At 43.2% G+C, this 20,110-nt stretch carries 18 protein-coding genes; 13 read left to right on the forward strand and 5 right to left on the reverse strand.

The annotated features are described in order from the left end of the window. Window positions 1-200: 200 nt before the first annotated feature. Entirely contained in the window at window positions 201-1,094 is an 894-nt protein-coding gene (gene trhO, locus MKX46_RS01420; RefSeq protein WP_209950193.1) for an oxygen-dependent tRNA uridine(34) hydroxylase TrhO, read from the reverse strand. A 209-nt stretch (window positions 1,095-1,303) separates the two neighbouring features. Here trhO and MKX46_RS01425 point away from each other — a divergent pair, with 209 nt between their 5' ends. The 3 genes from MKX46_RS01425 to MKX46_RS01435 all read left to right on the forward strand — a co-directional run bounded on the left by MKX46_RS01425 (window position 1,304) and on the right by MKX46_RS01435 (window position 6,138). Beyond that, window positions 1,304-2,593 carry a glycoside hydrolase family 27 protein gene (locus MKX46_RS01425; protein ID WP_340932115.1) on the forward strand — a complete coding sequence of 430 codons (1,290 nt, stop codon included), beginning with the start codon at window positions 1,304-1,306 and terminating at the stop codon, window positions 2,591-2,593. A gap of 256 nt (window positions 2,594-2,849) precedes the next feature. Continuing rightward, window positions 2,850-3,893, forward strand: coding sequence for a carbohydrate kinase family protein (locus tag MKX46_RS01430; RefSeq protein ID WP_039274589.1), 1,044 nt, complete (start codon window positions 2,850-2,852; stop codon window positions 3,891-3,893). A 505-nt stretch (window positions 3,894-4,398) separates the two neighbouring features. Next, window positions 4,399-6,138 carry a proline--tRNA ligase gene (locus tag MKX46_RS01435; protein ID WP_341040468.1) on the forward strand — a complete coding sequence of 580 codons (1,740 nt, stop codon included), beginning with the start codon at window positions 4,399-4,401 and terminating at the stop codon, window positions 6,136-6,138. Here the strand turns inward: MKX46_RS01435 and MKX46_RS01440 are convergent. Next, window positions 6,135-6,899, reverse strand: a complete 765-nt coding sequence (locus tag MKX46_RS01440) for a spermidine synthase (protein WP_340957767.1) — start codon at window positions 6,897-6,899, stop codon at window positions 6,135-6,137. The genes MKX46_RS01435 and MKX46_RS01440 overlap by 4 nt on opposite strands. A 218-nt stretch (window positions 6,900-7,117) precedes the next feature. On the opposite strand from MKX46_RS01440, the gene MKX46_RS01445 reads away from it, so the two are divergent. Beyond that, window positions 7,118-7,837, forward strand: a complete 720-nt coding sequence (locus MKX46_RS01445; RefSeq protein ID WP_013310214.1) for a YebC/PmpR family DNA-binding transcriptional regulator — start codon at window positions 7,118-7,120, stop codon at window positions 7,835-7,837. Window positions 7,838-7,915: 78 nt separating this feature from the next. Here MKX46_RS01445 and MKX46_RS01450 read toward each other — a convergent pair whose 3' ends face one another. From MKX46_RS01450 to MKX46_RS01460, 3 genes are all read right to left on the reverse strand, one after another. Then, window positions 7,916-9,106: an oxalate decarboxylase family bicupin gene (locus MKX46_RS01450; protein ID WP_341071889.1), complete on the reverse strand. Its 1,191-nt coding sequence runs from the start codon at window positions 9,104-9,106 to the stop codon at window positions 7,916-7,918. Between the two features lie 88 nt (window positions 9,107-9,194). Then, the gene (ybaK, locus tag MKX46_RS01455) at window positions 9,195-9,674 is read right to left on the reverse strand and encodes a Cys-tRNA(Pro) deacylase (RefSeq protein ID WP_341070794.1); all 480 of its coding nucleotides are present in this window, start codon (window positions 9,672-9,674) and stop codon (window positions 9,195-9,197) included. Window positions 9,675-9,691: 17 nt separating this feature from the next. Beyond that, a complete protein-coding gene (locus tag MKX46_RS01460) occupies window positions 9,692-10,027 on the reverse strand; it encodes a ribosomal protein L7/L12 (RefSeq protein WP_341070795.1) in 336 nt (111 codons plus the stop codon). Between the two features lie 313 nt (window positions 10,028-10,340). On the opposite strand from MKX46_RS01460, the gene MKX46_RS01465 reads away from it, so the two are divergent. From MKX46_RS01465 to MKX46_RS01505, 9 genes are all read left to right on the forward strand, one after another. Next, entirely contained in the window at window positions 10,341-11,249 is a 909-nt protein-coding gene (locus MKX46_RS01465) for an ROK family protein (protein WP_341070796.1), read from the forward strand. A 35-nt stretch (window positions 11,250-11,284) separates the two neighbouring features. After that, window positions 11,285-11,893 carry a DUF1349 domain-containing protein gene (locus MKX46_RS01470; RefSeq protein ID WP_029515109.1) on the forward strand — a complete coding sequence of 203 codons (609 nt, stop codon included), beginning with the start codon at window positions 11,285-11,287 and terminating at the stop codon, window positions 11,891-11,893. A gap of 211 nt (window positions 11,894-12,104) precedes the next feature. Continuing rightward, a complete protein-coding gene (locus MKX46_RS01475; protein WP_029515108.1) occupies window positions 12,105-13,520 on the forward strand; it encodes a glycoside hydrolase family 1 protein in 1,416 nt (471 codons plus the stop codon). A gap of 231 nt (window positions 13,521-13,751) precedes the next feature. Beyond that, window positions 13,752-14,132 (forward strand): VOC family protein, encoded by a 381-nt coding sequence (locus tag MKX46_RS01480; protein WP_029515106.1) that lies wholly within the window; start codon window positions 13,752-13,754, stop codon window positions 14,130-14,132. 352 nt (window positions 14,133-14,484) lie between these two features. After that, entirely contained in the window at window positions 14,485-15,036 is a 552-nt protein-coding gene (yfcE, locus tag MKX46_RS01485; RefSeq protein WP_029515104.1) for a phosphodiesterase, read from the forward strand. A gap of 118 nt (window positions 15,037-15,154) precedes the next feature. Then, on the forward strand, window positions 15,155-16,186 hold the full coding sequence (locus MKX46_RS01490) for an agmatine deiminase family protein (protein ID WP_341070797.1): 1,032 nt from the start codon (window positions 15,155-15,157) through the stop codon (window positions 16,184-16,186). Window positions 16,187-16,215: 29 nt separating this feature from the next. After that, the gene (gene aguB / locus MKX46_RS01495; protein WP_025721082.1) at window positions 16,216-17,091 is read left to right on the forward strand and encodes an N-carbamoylputrescine amidase; all 876 of its coding nucleotides are present in this window, start codon (window positions 16,216-16,218) and stop codon (window positions 17,089-17,091) included. A gap of 141 nt (window positions 17,092-17,232) precedes the next feature. Continuing rightward, window positions 17,233-17,763: a hypothetical protein gene (locus MKX46_RS01500; RefSeq protein WP_029515099.1), complete on the forward strand. Its 531-nt coding sequence runs from the start codon at window positions 17,233-17,235 to the stop codon at window positions 17,761-17,763. Window positions 17,764-18,051: 288 nt separating this feature from the next. Next, window positions 18,052-20,073 (forward strand): NAD(P)/FAD-dependent oxidoreductase, encoded by a 2,022-nt coding sequence (locus MKX46_RS01505; protein ID WP_029515097.1) that lies wholly within the window; start codon window positions 18,052-18,054, stop codon window positions 20,071-20,073. Window positions 20,074-20,110: the final 37 nt, after the last annotated feature.

A 20,110-nucleotide genomic window follows, 5' to 3' on the forward strand; every position in this document is an offset into this window, starting at 1 on the left:
CCATCCTTTCTGTAATGACATTTTCCATTATAAGACGCTACTTTCGAGCCCGTCCAAGATGAAAATACAATCAAGGCCATAGGTATATACTATGAAGCCTACGACACTTATTGTGAAAACAATAAAAGGGATGCCCACAGCCATGATGAACGGCTAATAGGGCATCCCTTTTATTATAATGAACCAATGATACTGCCAATTTATGCAGTAGCTACGGTTTCCGCTTTGGTTCGGCAATCGTCAGAGCAATAGTGCTGATGCTGTTCTTCGCAATCCGGACATGCAATATGCTGGAGATTGCACACTGGGCAGTTGATATAATGATCGCTCGGCGTTTCACAATGGAAGCACTTGCCGACAATGACGTCCTCATCCGTATGATTGATCGGAATCGAGATTCGTTCGTCAAATACGTAGCATTTACCGTCAAACAAACGTCCTTGTACTTCCGGGTCTTTGCTGTAAGTCACAATGCCGCCATCCAACTGGCCTACATCGTTAAATCCTTCTTTGATCAGAAGACCCGATAACTTTTCGCAACGGATACCTCCGGTGCAGTACGTCAGAATTTTCTTGTCTTTGAACTGAGTCATATTGTTGCGAATCCATTGTGGAAATTCACGGAACGATTCGACTTCGGGGCGAATAGCCCCGCGGAAATGACCGATGTCATATTCATAGTCATTACGTCCGTCCAGAACAACTACATCTTCATCTTGAAGCTGTTCATAAAACTCCTTTGGTGACAGACGCTTACCGCTAATTTCATTAGGGTCCAGCTCATCTTCATGACGCAGCGTAACAAGCTCCTGACGATGGCGTACAAATATTTTCTTGAACGCATGACCGTCAGACTCATCTATTTTAATAACGATATCGTGGAATTTCGGATTGGCGCGCAAATCACGCATATATTGCTCCGTTTGCTCTACTGTACCAGACAGTGTTCCGTTGATTCCTTCCGCAGCAATCAAGATTCTTCCCTTGACGCCCAGCTCCTTGCAGTAAGCCAGATGCTCTGCCGTAAAGGTGGCAGGATCTTCAATGTTGACATATTTGTAAAACAACAAAATTCGATAAGTATGTTCACACATGTAAAATCACCCTCTGATTCAAGTCAAAGTTTTTTAAAAGCAATTTTAAATGTACCACATTCTTTTAGTTAGTCAACTTAAATGTATAAAAAGTGGAAATGAAAAAGGAGACGAGCGACAAAAGTAAGGGTTTACATTATAATAGTTACGTACTGATGAGGGGATTTTTGGTAGCAGGATGAGATCTACTGGATGAAAGGATGAATGAAATGAAGCATCATTTGACAGCGCATACACCACCTATGGGGTGGAATAGCTGGGATTGCTACGGTGCAGCAGTACGGGAAGAGGAAGTACGGGGAAATGCTCAATATATGGCGGAGCATCTGAAGGAATATGGTTGGGAATATGTCGTGGTAGATATTCAGTGGTATGAGTCAGGAGCAGTATCTTCACAGTATCGCCCGTTTGTCCCATTGGCAATGGATTCATTTTCACGTCTTATTCCAGCGGTGAATCGGTTTCCTTCGGCAGCAGATGGACGAGGCTTCCAAGCTCTTGCGGAATATGTACACGGTCTGGGATTGAAATTTGGTATACATATTATGAGAGGCATCTCCCGCCAGGCGGTGCATCAGGATACCCCGATTTTGGGAACCACAGCCACGGCGAGACAAATTGCGCATCCCAACTCTATTTGTCCCTGGAACACAGATATGTATGGGGTAGATGCATCCAAGGAAGGCGCACAGGAGTACTATAATTCGTTGTTTGATCTGTATGCGGAATGGGGTGTGGATTTTGTCAAAGTAGATGACATTGCTGCATCACGTCTCTATGGTATTCATTTGGCGGAAATTGAATTGATTAGGCGGGCTATCGCCCAATGCGGACGTCCGATGGTGTTGAGTCTATCGCCTGGTCCTGCACCGCTGGAGTATGCATCTGATTTAATCGCAAACGCGAATATGTGGCGTATGACTGATGACTTCTGGGATGTATGGCCTTTACTGTATGGTATGTTTGAGCGCTGCGAGAAATGGGCAGAACATGTAGGTCCAGGTCACTGGCCGGATTGCGACATGCTGCCACTGGGTCATCTGGGTATTCGTTCGGTAGATTCGGTAGATTCCGGCAGCCATGACAGATGGACACGCTTTACTAAGGATGAGCAGCTAACGATGATGACCTTGTGGAGCATTTTCCGGTCTCCCCTGATGTTCGGAGGCGAACTGCGGGATAATGATGCATGGACTCTTTCTTTGCTGACTAATGAAGAAGTGTTAAATGCTCATCGCAACGGTTTGAATGCACGGCAGGTGTATAGAAAGGATGAACATATCGTTTGGACTTCACATAACGGGAAAGGGCATGTATATGCAGCTTTGTTTAATGCTGGGGATGAATCTTCAAAGGTGCGTGTATCCTTAAAAGACCTTGGTATTGAAGGTCAGGCAAATGCCAGAGATTTATGGAACCATGTAGATTTAGGTGTTTTAGCACAAGAGCTGTCCACAGATTTACCTCCTCACGGAGCAGCTCTATTTATTTTGAAATAGAGGATTTTGCAAAAATCCTGAATAACATAATGTAAGGAAGAACTATGCTGTAGTTCCAACCCAATCACCCTATCGTAAAAGTGAAAGATATCTTTACAATAGGGTGTTTTTTTGCATGTGTAACTTTAGGATATTTTAACGAACTCGACATTATTCTTGGGAATATGACATTTGGAACGTGTTAATTTTATATAGTGCCTATTTCTGTACAAATTTAAATCATTTTAACGAATAGACTCGAGAAAGGAGTCAAATGATGAAATTAAAAAAAATCCACCAAAATGAACAGGACGAGCCTTGGCCCTCTAGCAAACCAATACTATGTATCGGGGGGGCCAATTTGGATCGTAAAATCATGATTAAAGGTACATTTCAGCTTCATACCTCCAATCCGAGCAGTACAAGACTGCAATCTTGCGGTGGGGTAGCACGAAATGTAGCCGAAAATTTAGGGAGGTTGAGCCAGCGGGTCAGCTTGCTGACCGCAGTTGGGGACGATGCGGAAGGTGAATTTATTATCGAACAGTCCAGCCGTTACATGCACGTGGTTCCTCTGCAAGTCAAAGGTGAACCGTCAACTGGGGTTTATACTGCCTTGCTGAACGAGCGTGGTGAACTGATTGTAGCGACAGCAGAAATGGAGATTTATGATCAGATTCGTCCTTCAGTAATTTTTGAAAATGCTCCTTTAATTGCCTCATCCCGACTCGTTCTGCTGGACACTAATTTCTCTATGAACGTAATTGCAGCCACCATACATGTCTGTCATGAGCATCGGATTCCGATTGTCGTTTCTTCGGTATCGGCCTCGAAGATGAGAAAGCTTCCCCGAAATTTGCATGGAGTGGAGTGGCTGGTATGTAAACCGGTGGAGGCTGAAGCCTATTTGGAGCTAGAACTTACAGATGATCAGCATATGTTGGATGCCACCCGAATTTTTCACAAACTTGGAGTTCAGAATGTCATTTTTATCTGCGGTGCTGATCGTGTTTTGTACGCCTCTCAGGATGGAACTCATGGCCAAATTCCCATTCATCCCGTTCAAGAGGTCATTGATGTCACAGGCGCAGATGATGCTTTTATTGCCGGGATGATATATGGAATTACCCAAGGTTATCCTATGGAGCAAGTGTGCCAATTTGGAATTAGCTGTGTCGACTTGACCCTGCAAACGGATCGGACGGTCTCAGAGACTCTTTCTATGAATAAACTTCATTCTAGGTTTCAGGAGCTGTATGGCACACATACGCAAAATTTTGTGTTTTTCAAGGGCGTGTATTTTAAAAAGAATGATACATAATTAATCAAGAGAACTCTAACCTACAACAGCGCATATTTGGAGCTTCACGTATGTAATGGCCTCAATTATTGAATTTGTAAAAGGAGCATGTTGTATGATGGACAGACTGATCTATTCTATGCGGCCCTTACAGGCAGAGCAGGGTAACGAGTTTCTTGCTGTGTTGCAGAAGATTATCTCCTTGACTAGAAATTACATTTCGTGTAAAGTGGTGAAAATTGTAATATATAGGAATAGTGTAGACCAAGGATCAAAGGTTCAATACTCGCTGTACAGAGAAGAAACTCATGGGCTGAAAGGTTTCTCGCCGCGAATGAACGTTTCCCTGCCTTGCGAGCTGTAGCGGTTTGTATGATAAACCGTTACCGGCTAGACGCCGTAATCTAATGAAGGACCGTTCCGTGTATGGCTACGGTCAAATGAAGGGTGGTACCACGACACATTCGTCCCTGACGGATGTGTCTTTTTGCGTACATTTTATCGTCCAACAAGGAGGAAGCTACACATGCGCCAAAGCCAATTATTACTGACAACCTTGCGTGAAGCACCCGCAGAAGCTGAAGTGATCAGTCATCAGCTTATGCTGCGGGGAGGATTTATCCGCCAACTGGCGGCTGGAATGTACACCTATATGCCCCTGGGCAGACGGGTGCTCAGAAAAGTAGAGCAAATCGTACGGGATGAAATGGATCGCGTAGGGGCTGGGGAGCTGCTGATGCCTGTATTGCAGCCAACGGAGCTGTGGCAAGAATCAGGAAGATACGATGTTTATGGTCCTGAGTTGATGCGTTTGCAAGATCGGCATGGTCGGGAGTTTGCTTTGGGGCCTACACATGAAGAGGTCATTACGTCTTTAATACGAAATGAAGTGAATTCTTATCGCAAATTGCCTGTAACGTTGTATCAAATTCAAACCAAATTTCGGGATGAACGACGTCCGCGATTTGGCCTGCTTCGCAGTAGAGAATTTTTGATGAAGGATGCCTATTCGTTTGATGCACATTGGGAAGGACTAGATCATACCTATTCGACCATGTTCCAGGCATATCATCGCATTTTCACTCGCTGTGGTCTAAACTTTCGTGCAGTAGAAGCAGATGCGGGTGCCATTGGTGGCGAAGGTGAAACCCATGAATTTATGGCTCTAGCTGATATTGGAGAGGACACCATTGTAGCATGTACCTGCTGTGAATATGCAGCTAATCTTGAAAAAGCCGTGGCGCGATCGACGGGAAAAATAGAAATATCTCCTGTCTCATATAAAAATGAACAAGTCAGCCCTCCTTCTTTTGATACAGCTAAAATGGAAAAATTCCATACTCCAGGCCTGTGTACAATAGATCAACTGGTTGAATCGCTTCACATAGAGCCCAAAGAAATCATCAAAACACTGATTTATATGGCTGACGATCAACCTATTGCTGTAGTTGTTAGGGGGGATCATGAGGTTAACGAAGTGAAAATTAAACATATTTTAGGTAGTGAAAAATTCGAAATAGCAAGTACAAACATCGTGTCAAAGGCGACTGGAACCCCCTCGGGGTTCATAGGCCCATGCGGATTGACAATCCCTGTGTGGGTGGATTACGCCGTTGTCCAAATGTCCAGCGGTATCGCAGGCGCGAACGAGCTGGATTACCATTATCGACATGTGAACCCAAGGCGCGATATAGATCTTCGGCATGTGGCTGACTTGCGCAATGTCATAGAAGGGGATAGATGTCCTCGATGTGACGAAGGGGAATTGAAACTTCATCGTGGAATTGAGATCGGACACGTATTTAAATTGGGCACCAAATATAGTGAGAAGCTGGGTGCGACCTTTCTGGATGCGTCTGGAGCTGAGCAAGCGATGATTATGGGCTGCTATGGCATTGGCTTATCCCGGATCCTTTCTGCCATTGTAGAGCAAAATCACGATCAGAACGGAATGATATGGCCTTATGCACTAGCCCCGTTTCAAGTTCATATTATTCCGATTTCTGTGAAAGACAGGCTTCAGATGCAAATAGCCGAGAAATTACACAACCAGCTGCAAGATCGCGGTGTGGAGGTGCTGCTGGATGATCGGGAGGAACGGCCTGGGGTTAAATTCAAAGACTCCGATTTAGTAGGTATTCCCGTGCGCATCATCGTAGGTAAAGATGCCGAACACGGGAAAGTAGAGTTAGTGGAACGAAAAAGCTGCAACAAAGAGACGATTCGTATTGAAGATGTAGAGAGACGAATATTGGAACTACACTAAGCATCTATATCCCGTAGAATATGGCCTTCTCCGAGTGTAATCTCATGAAAGTCCGCCATCTGACGTGCCTGAAACCGGATTGGCTTGTCCCGACCTATCATAATGATATTTTGAACGTCGGCAGCGCCTTCCGAGGGGAGCGAGAAAGTTGAGACATAGGCAAATTCTTCACGTAACGTTGTATGAATGGCATGGATCAAATGGTCGTGTTCACTTTTGCCCATTAAATTCATGATCAGGGAGCCTTCGGAATCCAGCTTTTCTTTGGCCATCTTGAAAAATTCCCAGGATACTAAATGCAAGGGCGTACCCAGCTCCGTGAAGGCGTCCAAAATAACATAGTCATAAGCATCCGGCGCTTCCTTCTCCAGAAGGCGTCGTCCATCGCCAACAGTCACATTATCCTGATCGTATCCAAAGAATGTTCGGCTGAACTCTACAACTTGTGCATCCAGCTCGGCAATCTTAAAACGTTTATCTGTAAAATGACCCGCTATTGTACCTATACCGTGCCCGATAACAAATACATCTTCAAATGATGGATCGTTCAGCTCCATAAGATGGATAATTGCTCTCGGATATTCGAACAAAATGCGTTGTGGATGATTCAAGTCCACCGCGCCTTGGACGGCTGTATTTGAAAACTGCATCACCCGAAATAATCCCTTTTCACCATACAGCTCGGTGGTTTCGTATACTGTGATTTCATGATTATGGCTCAACTTTTTGTACAAGACATCCAAGTGAATGATCTCCTTCAAGTCAGACTTCCTCTTCATCTTAGACATGGATAGGGAGATTGTCCATAGATGAGGAGAAATGAAAGTACACATTTTCAAGCATCCCTAATTAGGTAGAATTGTTTATTTTTCCATAACAGAGTTGTTTAAACTTGTTCGTATGTCCTTTAGGAGATATAATATACAAGGATATAATGAAGTTCGTTGTGTATATTCATACAGGAAGAGAGCGGGATATTATGGGACGTAAGTGGAATAACATTAAAGAAAAGAAGGCATCCAAGGATGCTAATACGAGTCGTATATATGCTAAATTTGGCGTGGAAATTTATGTGGCAGCCAAACAAGGCGAACCTGATCCTGAATCCAATCGGGTACTAAGAGTAGTTCTAGAACGTGCAAAAACGTACAATGTACCCAAAGCAATCATTGACCGTGCTATTGAAAAAGCAAAAGGTGCTGGCGATGAAAACTACGTAGAACTTCGTTATGAAGGTTTCGGACCGAACGGTTCCATGGTCATTGTAGATGCACTGACCAATAACGTTAATCGTACAGCATCGGATGTGCGTTCTGCTTTTACTAAAAATGGCGGTAGCCTGGGCGTGAGCGGATCTGTAGCCTACATGTTTGATTCAACAGCAGTTATTGGTCTGGTGGGTAAAACCGCAGATGAAGTGCTGGAGCTGCTGATGGAGGCAGATGTAGAGGTGCGTGACATCATTGAAGAAGATGAAGCCGTCATCGTATATGCAGAGCCTGATCAATTCCATGCTGTGCAGGAAGCTTTCAAACAAGCAGGAGTAACTGAGTTTACCGTTGCTGAGCTCACCATGCTTGCCCAAAATGATATTTCACTTCCAGAAGATGCACAGGTTCAATTTGATAAATTGATTGATGCATTAGAAGATTTGGAGGATGTTCAGCAGGTTTACCACAATGTAGACTCTGAGGAATAGTTTTTGTTAATTAGTTTGTAAAAACACCGTATTTCGATACGGTGTTTTTTTGTATAGTAATCACCGGACCTCTTATAGTTATTTCTTTTTAGGGTCATAAGAATAACTGGGATATTTGACAACGGGCCATTTGACCTTTCGCAATTTAGAAGTCACATCAGTACCTACATGTAAATTACTCTGAATCAGTTCTGTAGGCGTAAGGGCCATCCATTGATTCAAGGAAACATCTGCAAAACGGTCACTTTTAAACATTTCAAGAAACCAAAGTGTGCTGGAGCCTGTATTTTGAATGTAATGACCGTAAGCAAAAGGCACATATCCAACATCCCCGGCTCTGAAATCAAACGTACGGGCTGCACCATTACCGCCAAAGACAGTCATCCGTCCTTGCCCGGCAAGATAGTATTGCCATTCGTCATTATTGGGATGCCAGTGCATTTCCCGCATGGCACCGGGTTCAATCTCAACAAGAGCAGCTGCGATGGTTTTGGATATCGGAAAATTGGAGGAGTCGACGATTCGTACGCTTCCGCCCGGCGTTTTGATTGGGGGCTGGGCTAATAATTCGTGCTTGAAGGATTGGGGCAACGTTCCGTAAGGAGAGGGAACCGCTTGGCTTTGAATTGAACCGGGAATGGAATCTTGATAGATGTATACTTGGTCTTGAGGAATCGCTGCAAAATCAGCTTCTGGTACACCAAAATTTGCAGAAAGTACATCTTTGGGAGTATGTGCGAACCAATCCGAGATGGATAGGGTGTTCAGATCGGAGAAACTGCCGTCATCAAAAACCAGCAAAAATTCGCACCCATCCTCAAGCCCCTGTATAGAGTGCGGAATGCCAGGAGGAAAATACCAGAGATCCCCAGGACCCACATCAGCAATAAAATTACGTCCATTTTGGTCAACTGCCGTAATGCGAGCACTTCCCAACAGCATATATGACCATTCCGCCTGCTGATGCCAGTGAAGCTCACGTACACCACCCGGTGTCAAACTCATATTCACCCCGGCAAGGGTTGTAGCAATAGGTAATTCCCTTACCGTTACTTCTCTTGACCACCCACCATGATTAAGCTGCATATGGGCATCAGAAAAAGAAAATCTCATATTTGGAATGAGACCATTGTCCGTTACGGGGGGAACCAGCATATCGGGATTCTGTAGATCCCTCATCACATCCCGTGGACCCTTGTCGATACCCCCAGCACCATCACTTCTGATGGGTTGGGGGATTCTTGCATTTTTCGGGTAATCATTATGCATCATTAGATCTTCCTCTCCAGGTTGAAGCTTGATGAAGCATGGGATAAGAGAAAATACGCATAAAGATTTTATGATCATGTGGTGAGTTTTATGCTGTATGCGTCAGATCTGTAAACTGTGCCTGAATGATTTGAGCTAAATCGTGTGGACTCAACTCCAGTTGGGTCCCAATTTTCCCACCGCTCACAACGATGGCTTCCCGTTCCAATGCAGGCTGGTCGATAAAAGTGGGGTAGAGCTTTTTCATTCCTATGGGGGAGCAGCCACCGCGAATATATCCCGTATACTTTTGCAAATCCTTAACTGGAAGCATTTCAATTTTTTTCTCTCCCGCGGATTTGGCTGCTTTTTTGAGATCAAGCTCTTTATGTACAGGAATTACAAAAACAAACAAATTTTGTTTGCTATGTGCAACCAAAGTTTTGAATACTATCTCCGGGGCTCTATCGATTTTCTCAGCCACATTCATACCGTCTATTTTTCCATCTTGATGATCATAACTCAAAATATTGTATTGTATATGTTGCCCGTCCAATATGCGCATGGCGTTTGTTTTACTGGCACTCATCTTGTTTCTTCCTTTCTTTAGAGTTTTTCCAAGTGATCCACATATTCCTTTGCATCCTTAAGGGAAAGATCCTGAGCAGTTCTCAGTTCTTTTATGGCTTGAATCTTTTTTCCTTCCCTAATTAGCAGGAGCAACCTTTCATTGATATCTTCTGAAGCTCTTGCATCTAGAATGTGTGGAGGAGTGGCAGCAATGGTGCCTGACAGCGATGTTCCTTGTATTCCTGAACGATTTTCAAGCCGCTCCACGTCGGATTTCAAGTCATTAAGTCGAGATTGAAGGCTGTAGACCTTAATTAAAAGTATGACGGAGAGGAGCAACGCGATTATTGCTATATACTCAATAGCTGACAACAGAATTCCCCCTATTTAAGTGACTTTCAACGCAGAAATGCTGCACTAAAAATTTATTTCTTATTTATAGTATAGCATGATGATAGAGGAGAAGAGGAAAAGGCGTACAAATTGACTTTTTACAGGCAGAGCGTTATATTACAACTTATTATAAACCTTTTAATAAATACTGGAAAAGGAGTGTATTCAAATACAACCAGTCTCCAATAACACCATTCGGGTTAAACAAATTAATGTAGAGTTAGTTAAAAACACACTGAAATCCAAGGAATATGCAACCAAGTCATCGATAGCCAGTATCACAGGTCTTAGTGTGGCAACCTGCGGAAATATTCTGAATGAGCTTCTTCAAACCGGGGAAGTAATAGAGACGGAATTGGAAGAGTCGAACGGCGGACGTCCGGCTAGACGTTACAAATATAACGCTGATTATTCTTATATTATCTGTTTAAATGTGAAAACGGAAGGCGGTATACATTCTCTTACTTATGCTGTTGCTAATTTGCTTGGTGATATCATCATCGAGAATACTTCCATTGTGCCTCATATTGATTATGAGGTCATAGAAACCAAAATTGGAGAGCTGATTAATAACTATGGAAACGTCAAAGCCATTGGAATTGGCATCCCCGGGGTTGTTCATCAAGGAATTATCGATGTTTGTGATCTCGACCTGCTCATAGGAGTCCCTGTAGGTCCACAGCTTCAAGATAAATACGGATTAGAAGTTACCATTGAAAATGATATGCATTTAACAGTCTACGGATTTTATAACATGCAGAATTATGATGAGGATAAAACCTTTGCTATTGTTACGTTTCCAAAAGACAATTTCCCCGGAGCGGGTTTTATTGTCGATGGACATTTGTTAAAAGGAAATACCAAATTTGCGGGGGAAGTTTCCTTCTTACCTTTTGATTTAACAAGAGAGGAACAGCTTAAACAGTTAAATAGCACAGAGGGATTTGTTCCTCTGGCGATCCAAACGATAACTTCCATTATTGCAATTATAGACCCTGTATCTATCGCTTTGACTGGAGAGTTATCCAAGCCGAATCTGTTGGACGATATTTATAACGGCTGTCTAAAAGATGTACCCAAAGAACATATGCCCGAAATTTTTGTGAAAAACGATACTCATGATGAATACATGTTTGGGTTGATTTCAGTGACCCTTGAAAGTCTGACGTACAATTTGCAATTGGTGGAGAAAAGGAAATAGGGCATCGTTCAATAAAGCATGAGAGGATGAGATTAATGAATCAAAAATCGATTGCATGGACTACAGGGACATGGACTAATCATCCTGTATCATCCATAGAAGAAGACCAGTTCCTTAAAGTTGAAACCAGAGAAGGAAGCGACTACTGGGAAAAAACTTTGTATGGGTTTGAACGCAGTAGCGGACATTCCCTGCTTACAGACTGGGAAGAAGGCTCTGCCATCGAAGTCACGTTTCAATTAGGCTCATTTACGGAGCTTTACGATCAGGCCGGTATAATGCTGTATCAAGGACAACAAAAGTGGATTAAAGCCGGAATCGAATTAAATGACGGAATTCCTCAGCTGGCAGTCGTAGTCACAGATGGCTATTCCGATTGGTCATTAGCTCCTGTACCCGATTGGGTAGGGAAAAATGTCACGATCCGTGCTTCACAACTACAGGATGCGGTTATCATTAGAGCCCGAACCGAAAATCAAAGCTGGCGCACTGTACGTGTAGCACGTTTTCCTTATGAAACGGGACAACAGGCAGGTCCTTTTGCCTGCGCGCCGACTCGAGCCGGATTTCAGGTTATCTTTACACGCTGGGTAAGTACTGAACCAGATAGAGATATTCATGTAGATCCGCCATTTGAAGAATAGTCATTTTACTCAATATATAGAAGAGTTATAAATATGGGAGTAATTATTGGAGATAATACTATGATAAGCTCTGGATGTTTTTAAAATAAAACTTGACATGAAACGCGTTACAAACCTTAAGATTCAATTAGAAGTACTTTATAACACATTAGCATAGAGGTAACGTGTTTCTATCCTAGTTAATAAAAACATCAGCAAAGGCGGAGAAAATATGAGTACACAGTTTCCAAAAGATTTCCTGTGGGGCGGAGCAGTTGCTGCTAATCAGCTCGAAGGCGCTTATCAAGAAGATGGAAAAGGCTGGTCCATTCAGGATGTAACTCCTCGTGGTGGTTGGGGGCCCGTTACGGATGTACCCACAGAAGATAACATGAAATTGATCGGTATTGATTTTTATCATCATTATAAAGAAGATATCAAACTCTTCGCGGAAATGGGTTTCAAAGTATTCCGTACTTCTATCGCATGGTCACGTATTTTCCCTAAAGGTGACGAACTGGAGCCTAACGAAAAAGGCTTGCAATTTTATGATGATTTGTTTGATGAACTTCACAAATATGGAATTGAGCCACTCGTTACACTATCTCACTATGAAACACCTTTACATTTGTCCAGAGAATACGATGGTTGGGTAAACCGTAAGCTTGTTGATTTTTATGAGCGCTATGCTACAACTGTATTTAATCGCTACAAAGATAAAGTTAAATACTGGTTGACTTTCAATGAAATCAACTCCATTCTTGAAGCACCATTCATGAGTGGAGGAATTAGCACACCAAAAGATCAACTTAGTGAGCAAGATCTTTATCAAGCTATTCACCATGAGCTTGTAGCGAGTGCAAGAGCGGTAAAAATCGGTCATCAGATCAACCCTGATTTCAAAATTGGCTGTATGGTGCTGAGTATGCCTACTTATCCGCTGACACCAAATCCAGACGATGTCATTGCTGCGATGGAATTTGATCACAGAAACATGGCATTTGCCGATATTCACGCAAGAGGTCAATACCCAGGTTACATGAAACGTTTCTTTAAAGAAAACGGAATTACTATTCACTTTGAACCAAGTGATGCCGAAGATTTGAAACATACCGTTGATTTTATCTCGTTCAGCTATTATATGAGTACTTGTGAGACAGCTGACGAAGCTAAAAAAGTCAAAGGTGAAGGTAATATCCTTGGTGGTGTCATCAATCCGCATCTTGAGGCAAGTGAGTGGGGCTGGCAAATTGATCCGCAAGGTTTGCGTTATGTCCTGAATACGTTCTATGATCGCTTCCAAAAACCACTATTCATCGTTGAAAATGGTCTGGGCGCCGTTGATGAACTGATTACAAATGAAAAAGGCGAAAAAACGGTTGAAGATGACTACCGGATCAACTACCTGAATGATCATTTGGTTCAAGTTGGAGAAGCTATTGAGGACGGAGTAGAGGTTTTGGGCTATACGTCTTGGGGATGTATTGACCTTGTCAGCGCATCGACCGCTCAACTTAAGAAACGTTATGGCTACATTTACGTAGATCGTCACGATGATGGCAGCGGTACACTTGAAAGATATCCGAAGAAATCGTTTCATTGGTATAAAGAAGTTATTGCTACGAATGGTGAAAGCTTGAAACGTTAATTTATAAATAATCCAGTGTTTAATTATATATAAATGAAGGCTTATAGATAGCGACCGCTTTTTTCTTTTACGAAGCGGCCGCTAATTTTTTAGGAGTGTTAGAATTGGACAAAAATTAATTACTAATATATATTAAGACTTATTAAAACACTAATAATAACTATACAGAAAATTGAGTCCAGTATAAATTAATGATTTTTTCATTATGAGGGCTGCAGAAGGAGGAAAATAATGAAGATTGAGCATGTAGCGATCTGGGTGAGAGACTTAGAAAAGATGAAGAGCTTTTACGAGCAATATTTTGATGGAAAATCTAACGATAAATATTATAACGCTACAAAAGGATTTGAGTCCTATTTTATCACCTTTGAGGATGGAGCAAGGTTAGAGGTTATGCGTAAAACGGGAGTAGATCATTCACCACAGATCAATATTACGGGCTGGGCTCATGTGGCATTTTCCGTTGGAAGTAAAGCACTGGTGAATGAAAAGACAGAGCAGCTCATGCATGCAGGATATGAAGTAGTGGGTCAGCCAAGATTGACAGGTGACGGCTATTATGAAAGCGTAATTAAAGATCCAGAAGGTAATTTGGTGGAAATTTCAATGTGAGTAGCTTTTCAGTTCTGAAGAGTGAGCATGTGGAATCCTACAATGAAGCTTTAAAAGAAATCTGACTTCTGTATCTAAATAAGCGAAGCGAGGATGGATCGGTGGTAATGTGCCTTCTGGTGTGATTGCGATTGAAAACCCTTGCAAGGTCACCCGTAAAATCACCGAAGATGATAAGTACAAATATAAAAGGAATAACAATAAACTACAGCTCACTCGGAGCTGTAGTTTATTGTCTTAAAAAGAGTATGACCAAACGAAAGAACATTTTTGCACAGATTTGTTTAGGGAATAATGCAATAATGTGCTTAAGTGGAATATTTTCAGCCTATTCAGAAAGGAAAGAATAATTATGAAATTGATGTTTATATCAGATATTCACGGCTCACTGCATTGGTTGCAATTGGCACTGGAAAAGTTCAGGGAGGAGAAAGCCGATCGTCTTGTCCTGCTCGGAGATTATATGTACCACGGACCACGTAATCCGTTACCAGAAGGGTATAATCCGGCAGAAGTCGCCGCACTGCTGAATAAGCACAAGTCCCATATTGCGGTTTCTGTGCGCGGAAATTGCGATGCAGAGGTGGATCAGATGCTGCTGGAGTTTCCTATGATGGGTGATTATGCTTTGCTATACCATGAAGGACGGAGAATCTATGTCACGCACGGACATGGCTTTAGTATCGGAAATTTACCACCACTAGAAGCGGGAGATGTGTTTATCCAGGGACATACTCATATTCCGGTAGCGGATGTGGAAAATGGGATCTTTATACTGAACCCCGGTTCGATCTCGCTGCCAAAAGAAAACTATCCATCCTCTTACGGTGTGTTGGAGGGGGCACAATTCACTGTGAAGGATTTTGATGGGAATACAGTGAAAGCAATCACATTTTCAAAGTAATTTACTCCAATGTGAATGTAAATTATTGAAAGTTTTCCGCTTCGATTGAGACAAAGATCATATTATTGTATGATAGGAGCGGAGTCTACATTATGAAAAAGAAAGAGAGCTTCAATACATGCAAATTAAGGATTCACATTATAAGATGCCGCCTGAATGGGCGCCACATGAACGCACGTATATTTCTTGGCCTGTAAAATCTTCAATGGTTTACCCGGATATGCATGCTGATGTATGCAAGGGCTATGCCGGAATTGTACGCGCCATGGCGGAATTTGAACCAGTTACTGTGGTCGTAAATCCGGAAGATTTGGAAAGCGTTAAGACGCTTGAACTTGGGGAACGGGTAGAACTGCTGCCGATTGAGCACAGCGATGCGTGGCTGCGTGATAACGGCCCTACTTTTCTCACAGACGAGCATGGTCAGTTGGCAGGTGTTAACTGGAAGTTTAACGCCTGGGGTGGCAAATACTCCCCATGGGACCTGGATGACCAGGTTGCACCGCAAATTTTGGACAAACTTGGAGTTCCACGGTTTGATGCACCGGTTGTGATGGAAGGCGGCTCACTGCACGTAGATGGCGAAGGCACACTGATTACAACCGAAGAGTGTTTGCTCAATTCCAACCGAAATCCGGAATTAAGCAGAGAAGAAATTGAACGGCATGTATGTGAGTATACAGGTGCCGAGAAGATAATATGGCTAAAACGTGGTCTTAGTGGCGACGAAACAGACGGTCATGTGGACAATATTGCTTGTTTTGCAGCTCCTGGCAAGGTCATTATGCAAGTGTGTGATGATCCTGAGGATGAAAATTACGAAATCACGCAGGAAAACCTGCGCATTCTGGAGCAAGCAACGGATGCCAAAGGCCGTAAGCTGGAAGTGATTCGAATCGGTCAGCCGCCGCGTGTGGATTATGAAGACAGCCGATTGACACTGAGTTATATTAACTTCTATTTTGTGAATGGCGGTATTATTTTGCCAGTGTTTGGCGGCACTGCCGCTGAGAGTGATCTTGCAGCTGAGCAAGTGCTGGCAAATGTATTCCCAGATCGCACCATTCGTACTGTAGACGGTATGGCGGTCATCCGTGAAGGCGGTAACGTGCACTGTACGACCCAGCAGATGCCTGCTGTAAAGCGTTGAACGATACAACATCTAAAAGGAGGACTAAAGTGAGAAAAGTAAAAGTTGCAGCAACTCAAATGAGCTGCTCTACCAATATCGAAGAAAATATTAGTAAAGCAGAGAAGTTAGTACGTGAAGCGGCTGCGCAGGGCGCACAAATTATTTTGCTACAGGAGTTGTTCGAGACTCCGTATTTCTGCCAGAAGGAAAAGTCTGATTATTATTCATATGCCACTGAGCTGGAGCACAACAAAGCGGTTAACCATTTTAAGAAAATCGCCAAAGAATTACAGGTTGTGCTGCCAATCAGTTTTTATGAAAAGAAAAACTACGCGCGCTACAACAGTCTTGCTGTCATTGACGCAGACGGTGAAGTGTTAGGTAAATACCGCAAAAGCCACATCCCGGACGGTCCTGGGTATGAGGAAAAATTTTATTTCAATCCGGGCGATACCGGTTTTAAAGTATGGAATACACGTTATGCCAAAATTGGGGTAGGCGTGTGCTGGGACCAATGGTATCCTGAGGCGGCCCGCTGTATGGCGCTCATGGGCGCAGAACTTTTGTTCTATCCGACAGCTATTGGCTCGGAACCGCAGGATTCTGCCATTGATTCCAAGGATCACTGGCAGACTTGCATGCTGGGTCATGCGGCTTCCAACCTGATTCCAGTCATAGCTTCCAATCGGATCGGAACTGAAACGGACGAAGACTCCAGTATTACATTCTACGGTTCATCCTTTATTGCCGGACATCAAGGTAACAAGATCGCAGAAGCGGGTCGTACCGATGAAGAAGTGCTTACTGCTGAATTTGACCTGGATGAGCTGGAAGTAGGACGGATTGAATGGGGCATTTTCCGTGACCGTCGTCCTGAACTGTACAATATGATTGCCACCTATGATGGTGATTTAAAAGTATAATCTTGATACGGATAGACAAGTCTCCCTTGACGTCAAGCCGGGGTGTTTCCTTTCATTGGACTCACCCGGCTTTTCGGGCAGGGGATTTTTGGTTTCTGAATGGAGCACTTCTAGTGATGGATAGGAGGAAAGAAAACAGCAATGAGACATAAGGGGATAGACCAATCACTCGCACAGTTCTCAACTTCGACAGAAGAGGATCAAGAGTGGGAATACTCGAATGAAAGAGATATGGCTATTCTGGGCTTGTGGGACGAATACACACTATCTGCTCAGCGTTTATGTGAACGAATGGCTACCGAAACCCACCAATTCAGACCTTCTGAGTTCGACCCGTTCCCAACTCAGTTTGAATGGCTGGAACAGAAAGAAACAGACTTGATTATTGATGGAATATGGTCAGCTGATTTGCATGGTGATCATTGTCTGTTTATGAATATTGGGGAGCATCACCCAGAACGGCATACATCTATTGAGGCTTATATTTACGATACCCAGGTCATCGACGAAGGATTTTTCCTTAAATATCTGAATACCTCTCCTAAAGCCTCAGCCTACGCACCTTTATTCGAAGTAAATGGATATACCACAATGTGTGGACTGCTGGACAGATACGTTAGGGAAGGGATTTTGGTACGTGTACCCAACGGTTTTAAAAGAACAGCTCGGTAGATGGATACCAGAATATAAGCATGATTTTTCCACACCAAAGGGACATTCCTCACAGGATTGTTCCTTTTTTATTTTATTTATAACTCCAGTTAATCTATAGATTGAAACTATGATTTAGTACATAAAATAGCATTAGAATTTATGGATTAGATGATATAAAATCAAGTCATAAGGAATGATCGTACTCAATAACATCTCGATATTCCCAAAAGTGAAATAAATCACATATGAGAATGCTTTAATGGAAGCTTGAACATGAAATTTGTACACTCGCAAGGAGGAAGAACAATGAACCACTATCCTGCTATCTTTGAACCTCTAACCATACGACGCATGACCTTGAAAAATCGGATTGTTATGCCCCCAATGGGAACTAACTTTGCTGCCATGGACGGAAGCTTTGTTCAGGATCATATTGACTATTACGTGCAACGGGCCAAAGGTGGTACCGGCTTGATAACAGTAGAAAATGTTTGTCTGGATTTCCCAATGGGTACAAACGGAACAACCCAGCTGCGTATGGATAACGATCAGTTTATTCCCGGACTGTTTAGATTAACAGAAGCCCTACACTCTTATGGAGCTTGTGTTTCTGTACAAATTAACCATGCGGGTGCTTCAGCTTATGCGGGACGACTGAACGGAATTCAGCCTGTATCTTCTTCCAATATTCCTTCTAAAAAGGGCGGAGCGATTCCAAGACCTTTGCAAAAAGAAGAAATTTACGCCATTGTGCGCAAATACGGAGAAGCAGCGGGAAGAGCGCAACGAGCAGGATTTGACTGTGTTGAAATTCATGCGGGACACTCCTACTTGCTGAGTCAGTTTCTTTCGCCGATGTATAATAAACGCACGGATGAATTTGGCGGCAGTGCAGAAAACCGTACCCGTTTTGCCAGATTAGTCATTGATGAAATTCGTTCAGTGGTAGGCCCATTCTTCCCTATTTGCTTACGTTTTAGCGCGGAAGAGTTCACAGAAGGTGGGAACACACTGGAAGATACACTCGAGTTATTGGAGTATCTTAATGATGAGGTAGATATTTTGAATGTTTCTGCTGCTCTGAATGATTCCATCCAGTTCCAGATTGACGGGATGAACCTGCCAGATGGTTGGCGCTCATATATGGCCAAAGCGGTAAAAGAAAAATTCGGGAAGGTAACGATGACCTCAGGTAATATTCGGAGCCCACAGGCTGCGCAGGATATTTTGGTGAGAGGTGACGCGGATCTTCTGGCAATGGGTAGAGGCTTGATTGCAGAACCGAACTGGGTGCTTAAAGTGCAAAACGGCTACGAACATTTGCTTAGAAAATGTATCTCTTGCAACATTGGTTGTGCCGATCATCGTATCTCCAAAAGTAAACCGATTTGCTGTACGGTAAATCCGGATCTGTTCAAGGAAGCTGAATACCGGAAACAACGTGTTAAAAACAATGTTCAGGTTGTTGTGATCGGTGGGGGTACCGCTGGGATGGAAGCAGCATGTACGGCAGCCGAAGTAGGCTGCAAAGTAACCCTCTTTGAGGAGAAACCAGAGTTGGGCGGTTTGGCCCGTGATATTGCCCGCTTGCCAGACAAAACACGCATCAATGATTTCCCTGATTATCTGATTCAACGCACCAAACAGTTAACCAATCTGAACATTGTAACAGGGAGCCGAGCCGATTTGGCGATGATTAGTGCCCTGAATCCTGATATTATTGTCAATGCGACGGGGGCCATACCACTTCTTCCGCCTATTGCAGGTTTGCATGAGCAACTGGGCAAACCGGGGACAAAAGTGTTCTCCATCTTTGATCTTTTGCACAACATGGAGAAATTCCAGGAGTTTGAAGGTAAACGCATTGCTGTAGTTGGTGGCGGGGCTGTGGGACTGGATGTCGTCGAATATTACGCAGAGCGTGGAGCACAAGAGGTTTCCATTATTGAGATGATGCCGCTACTCGGTAAAGATCTGGATATGATTACCCGAATCTCCATGATGAAAATGGTAGAGGAGCGGGAAGTGAACGTCCATACGGAAACAGCTTTGACAGAAGTGTGTAGCGACCGTTTCAAAGTAAAGCATGGAGAACAGGAGTTTGAGATTCCTTTTGATCTTGGATTCGTATGCTTGGGTATGCGTTCATACAGTCCGCTGATGGACAGCTTGCTCGAATATGGTAAAAAACATCAAGTAGAAGTTATTAATATTGGGGATAGTAAACAAGCTCGTCGTATTATTGATGGTACACGTGAAGGTCGCAATATTCTCAAAACCATTCAACGGGTAGACGAATTTAAACATGAGTTTTCGTATTCTTACTGATTTTATAATATAAGTGATGGGTGTTCACGATGGCAAC

Origin of the sequence: Paenibacillus sp. FSL P4-0113, assembly GCF_038009305.1 — a bacterium.
GTDB classification, from domain to species: domain Bacteria; phylum Bacillota; class Bacilli; order Paenibacillales; family Paenibacillaceae; genus Paenibacillus; species Paenibacillus polymyxa_D.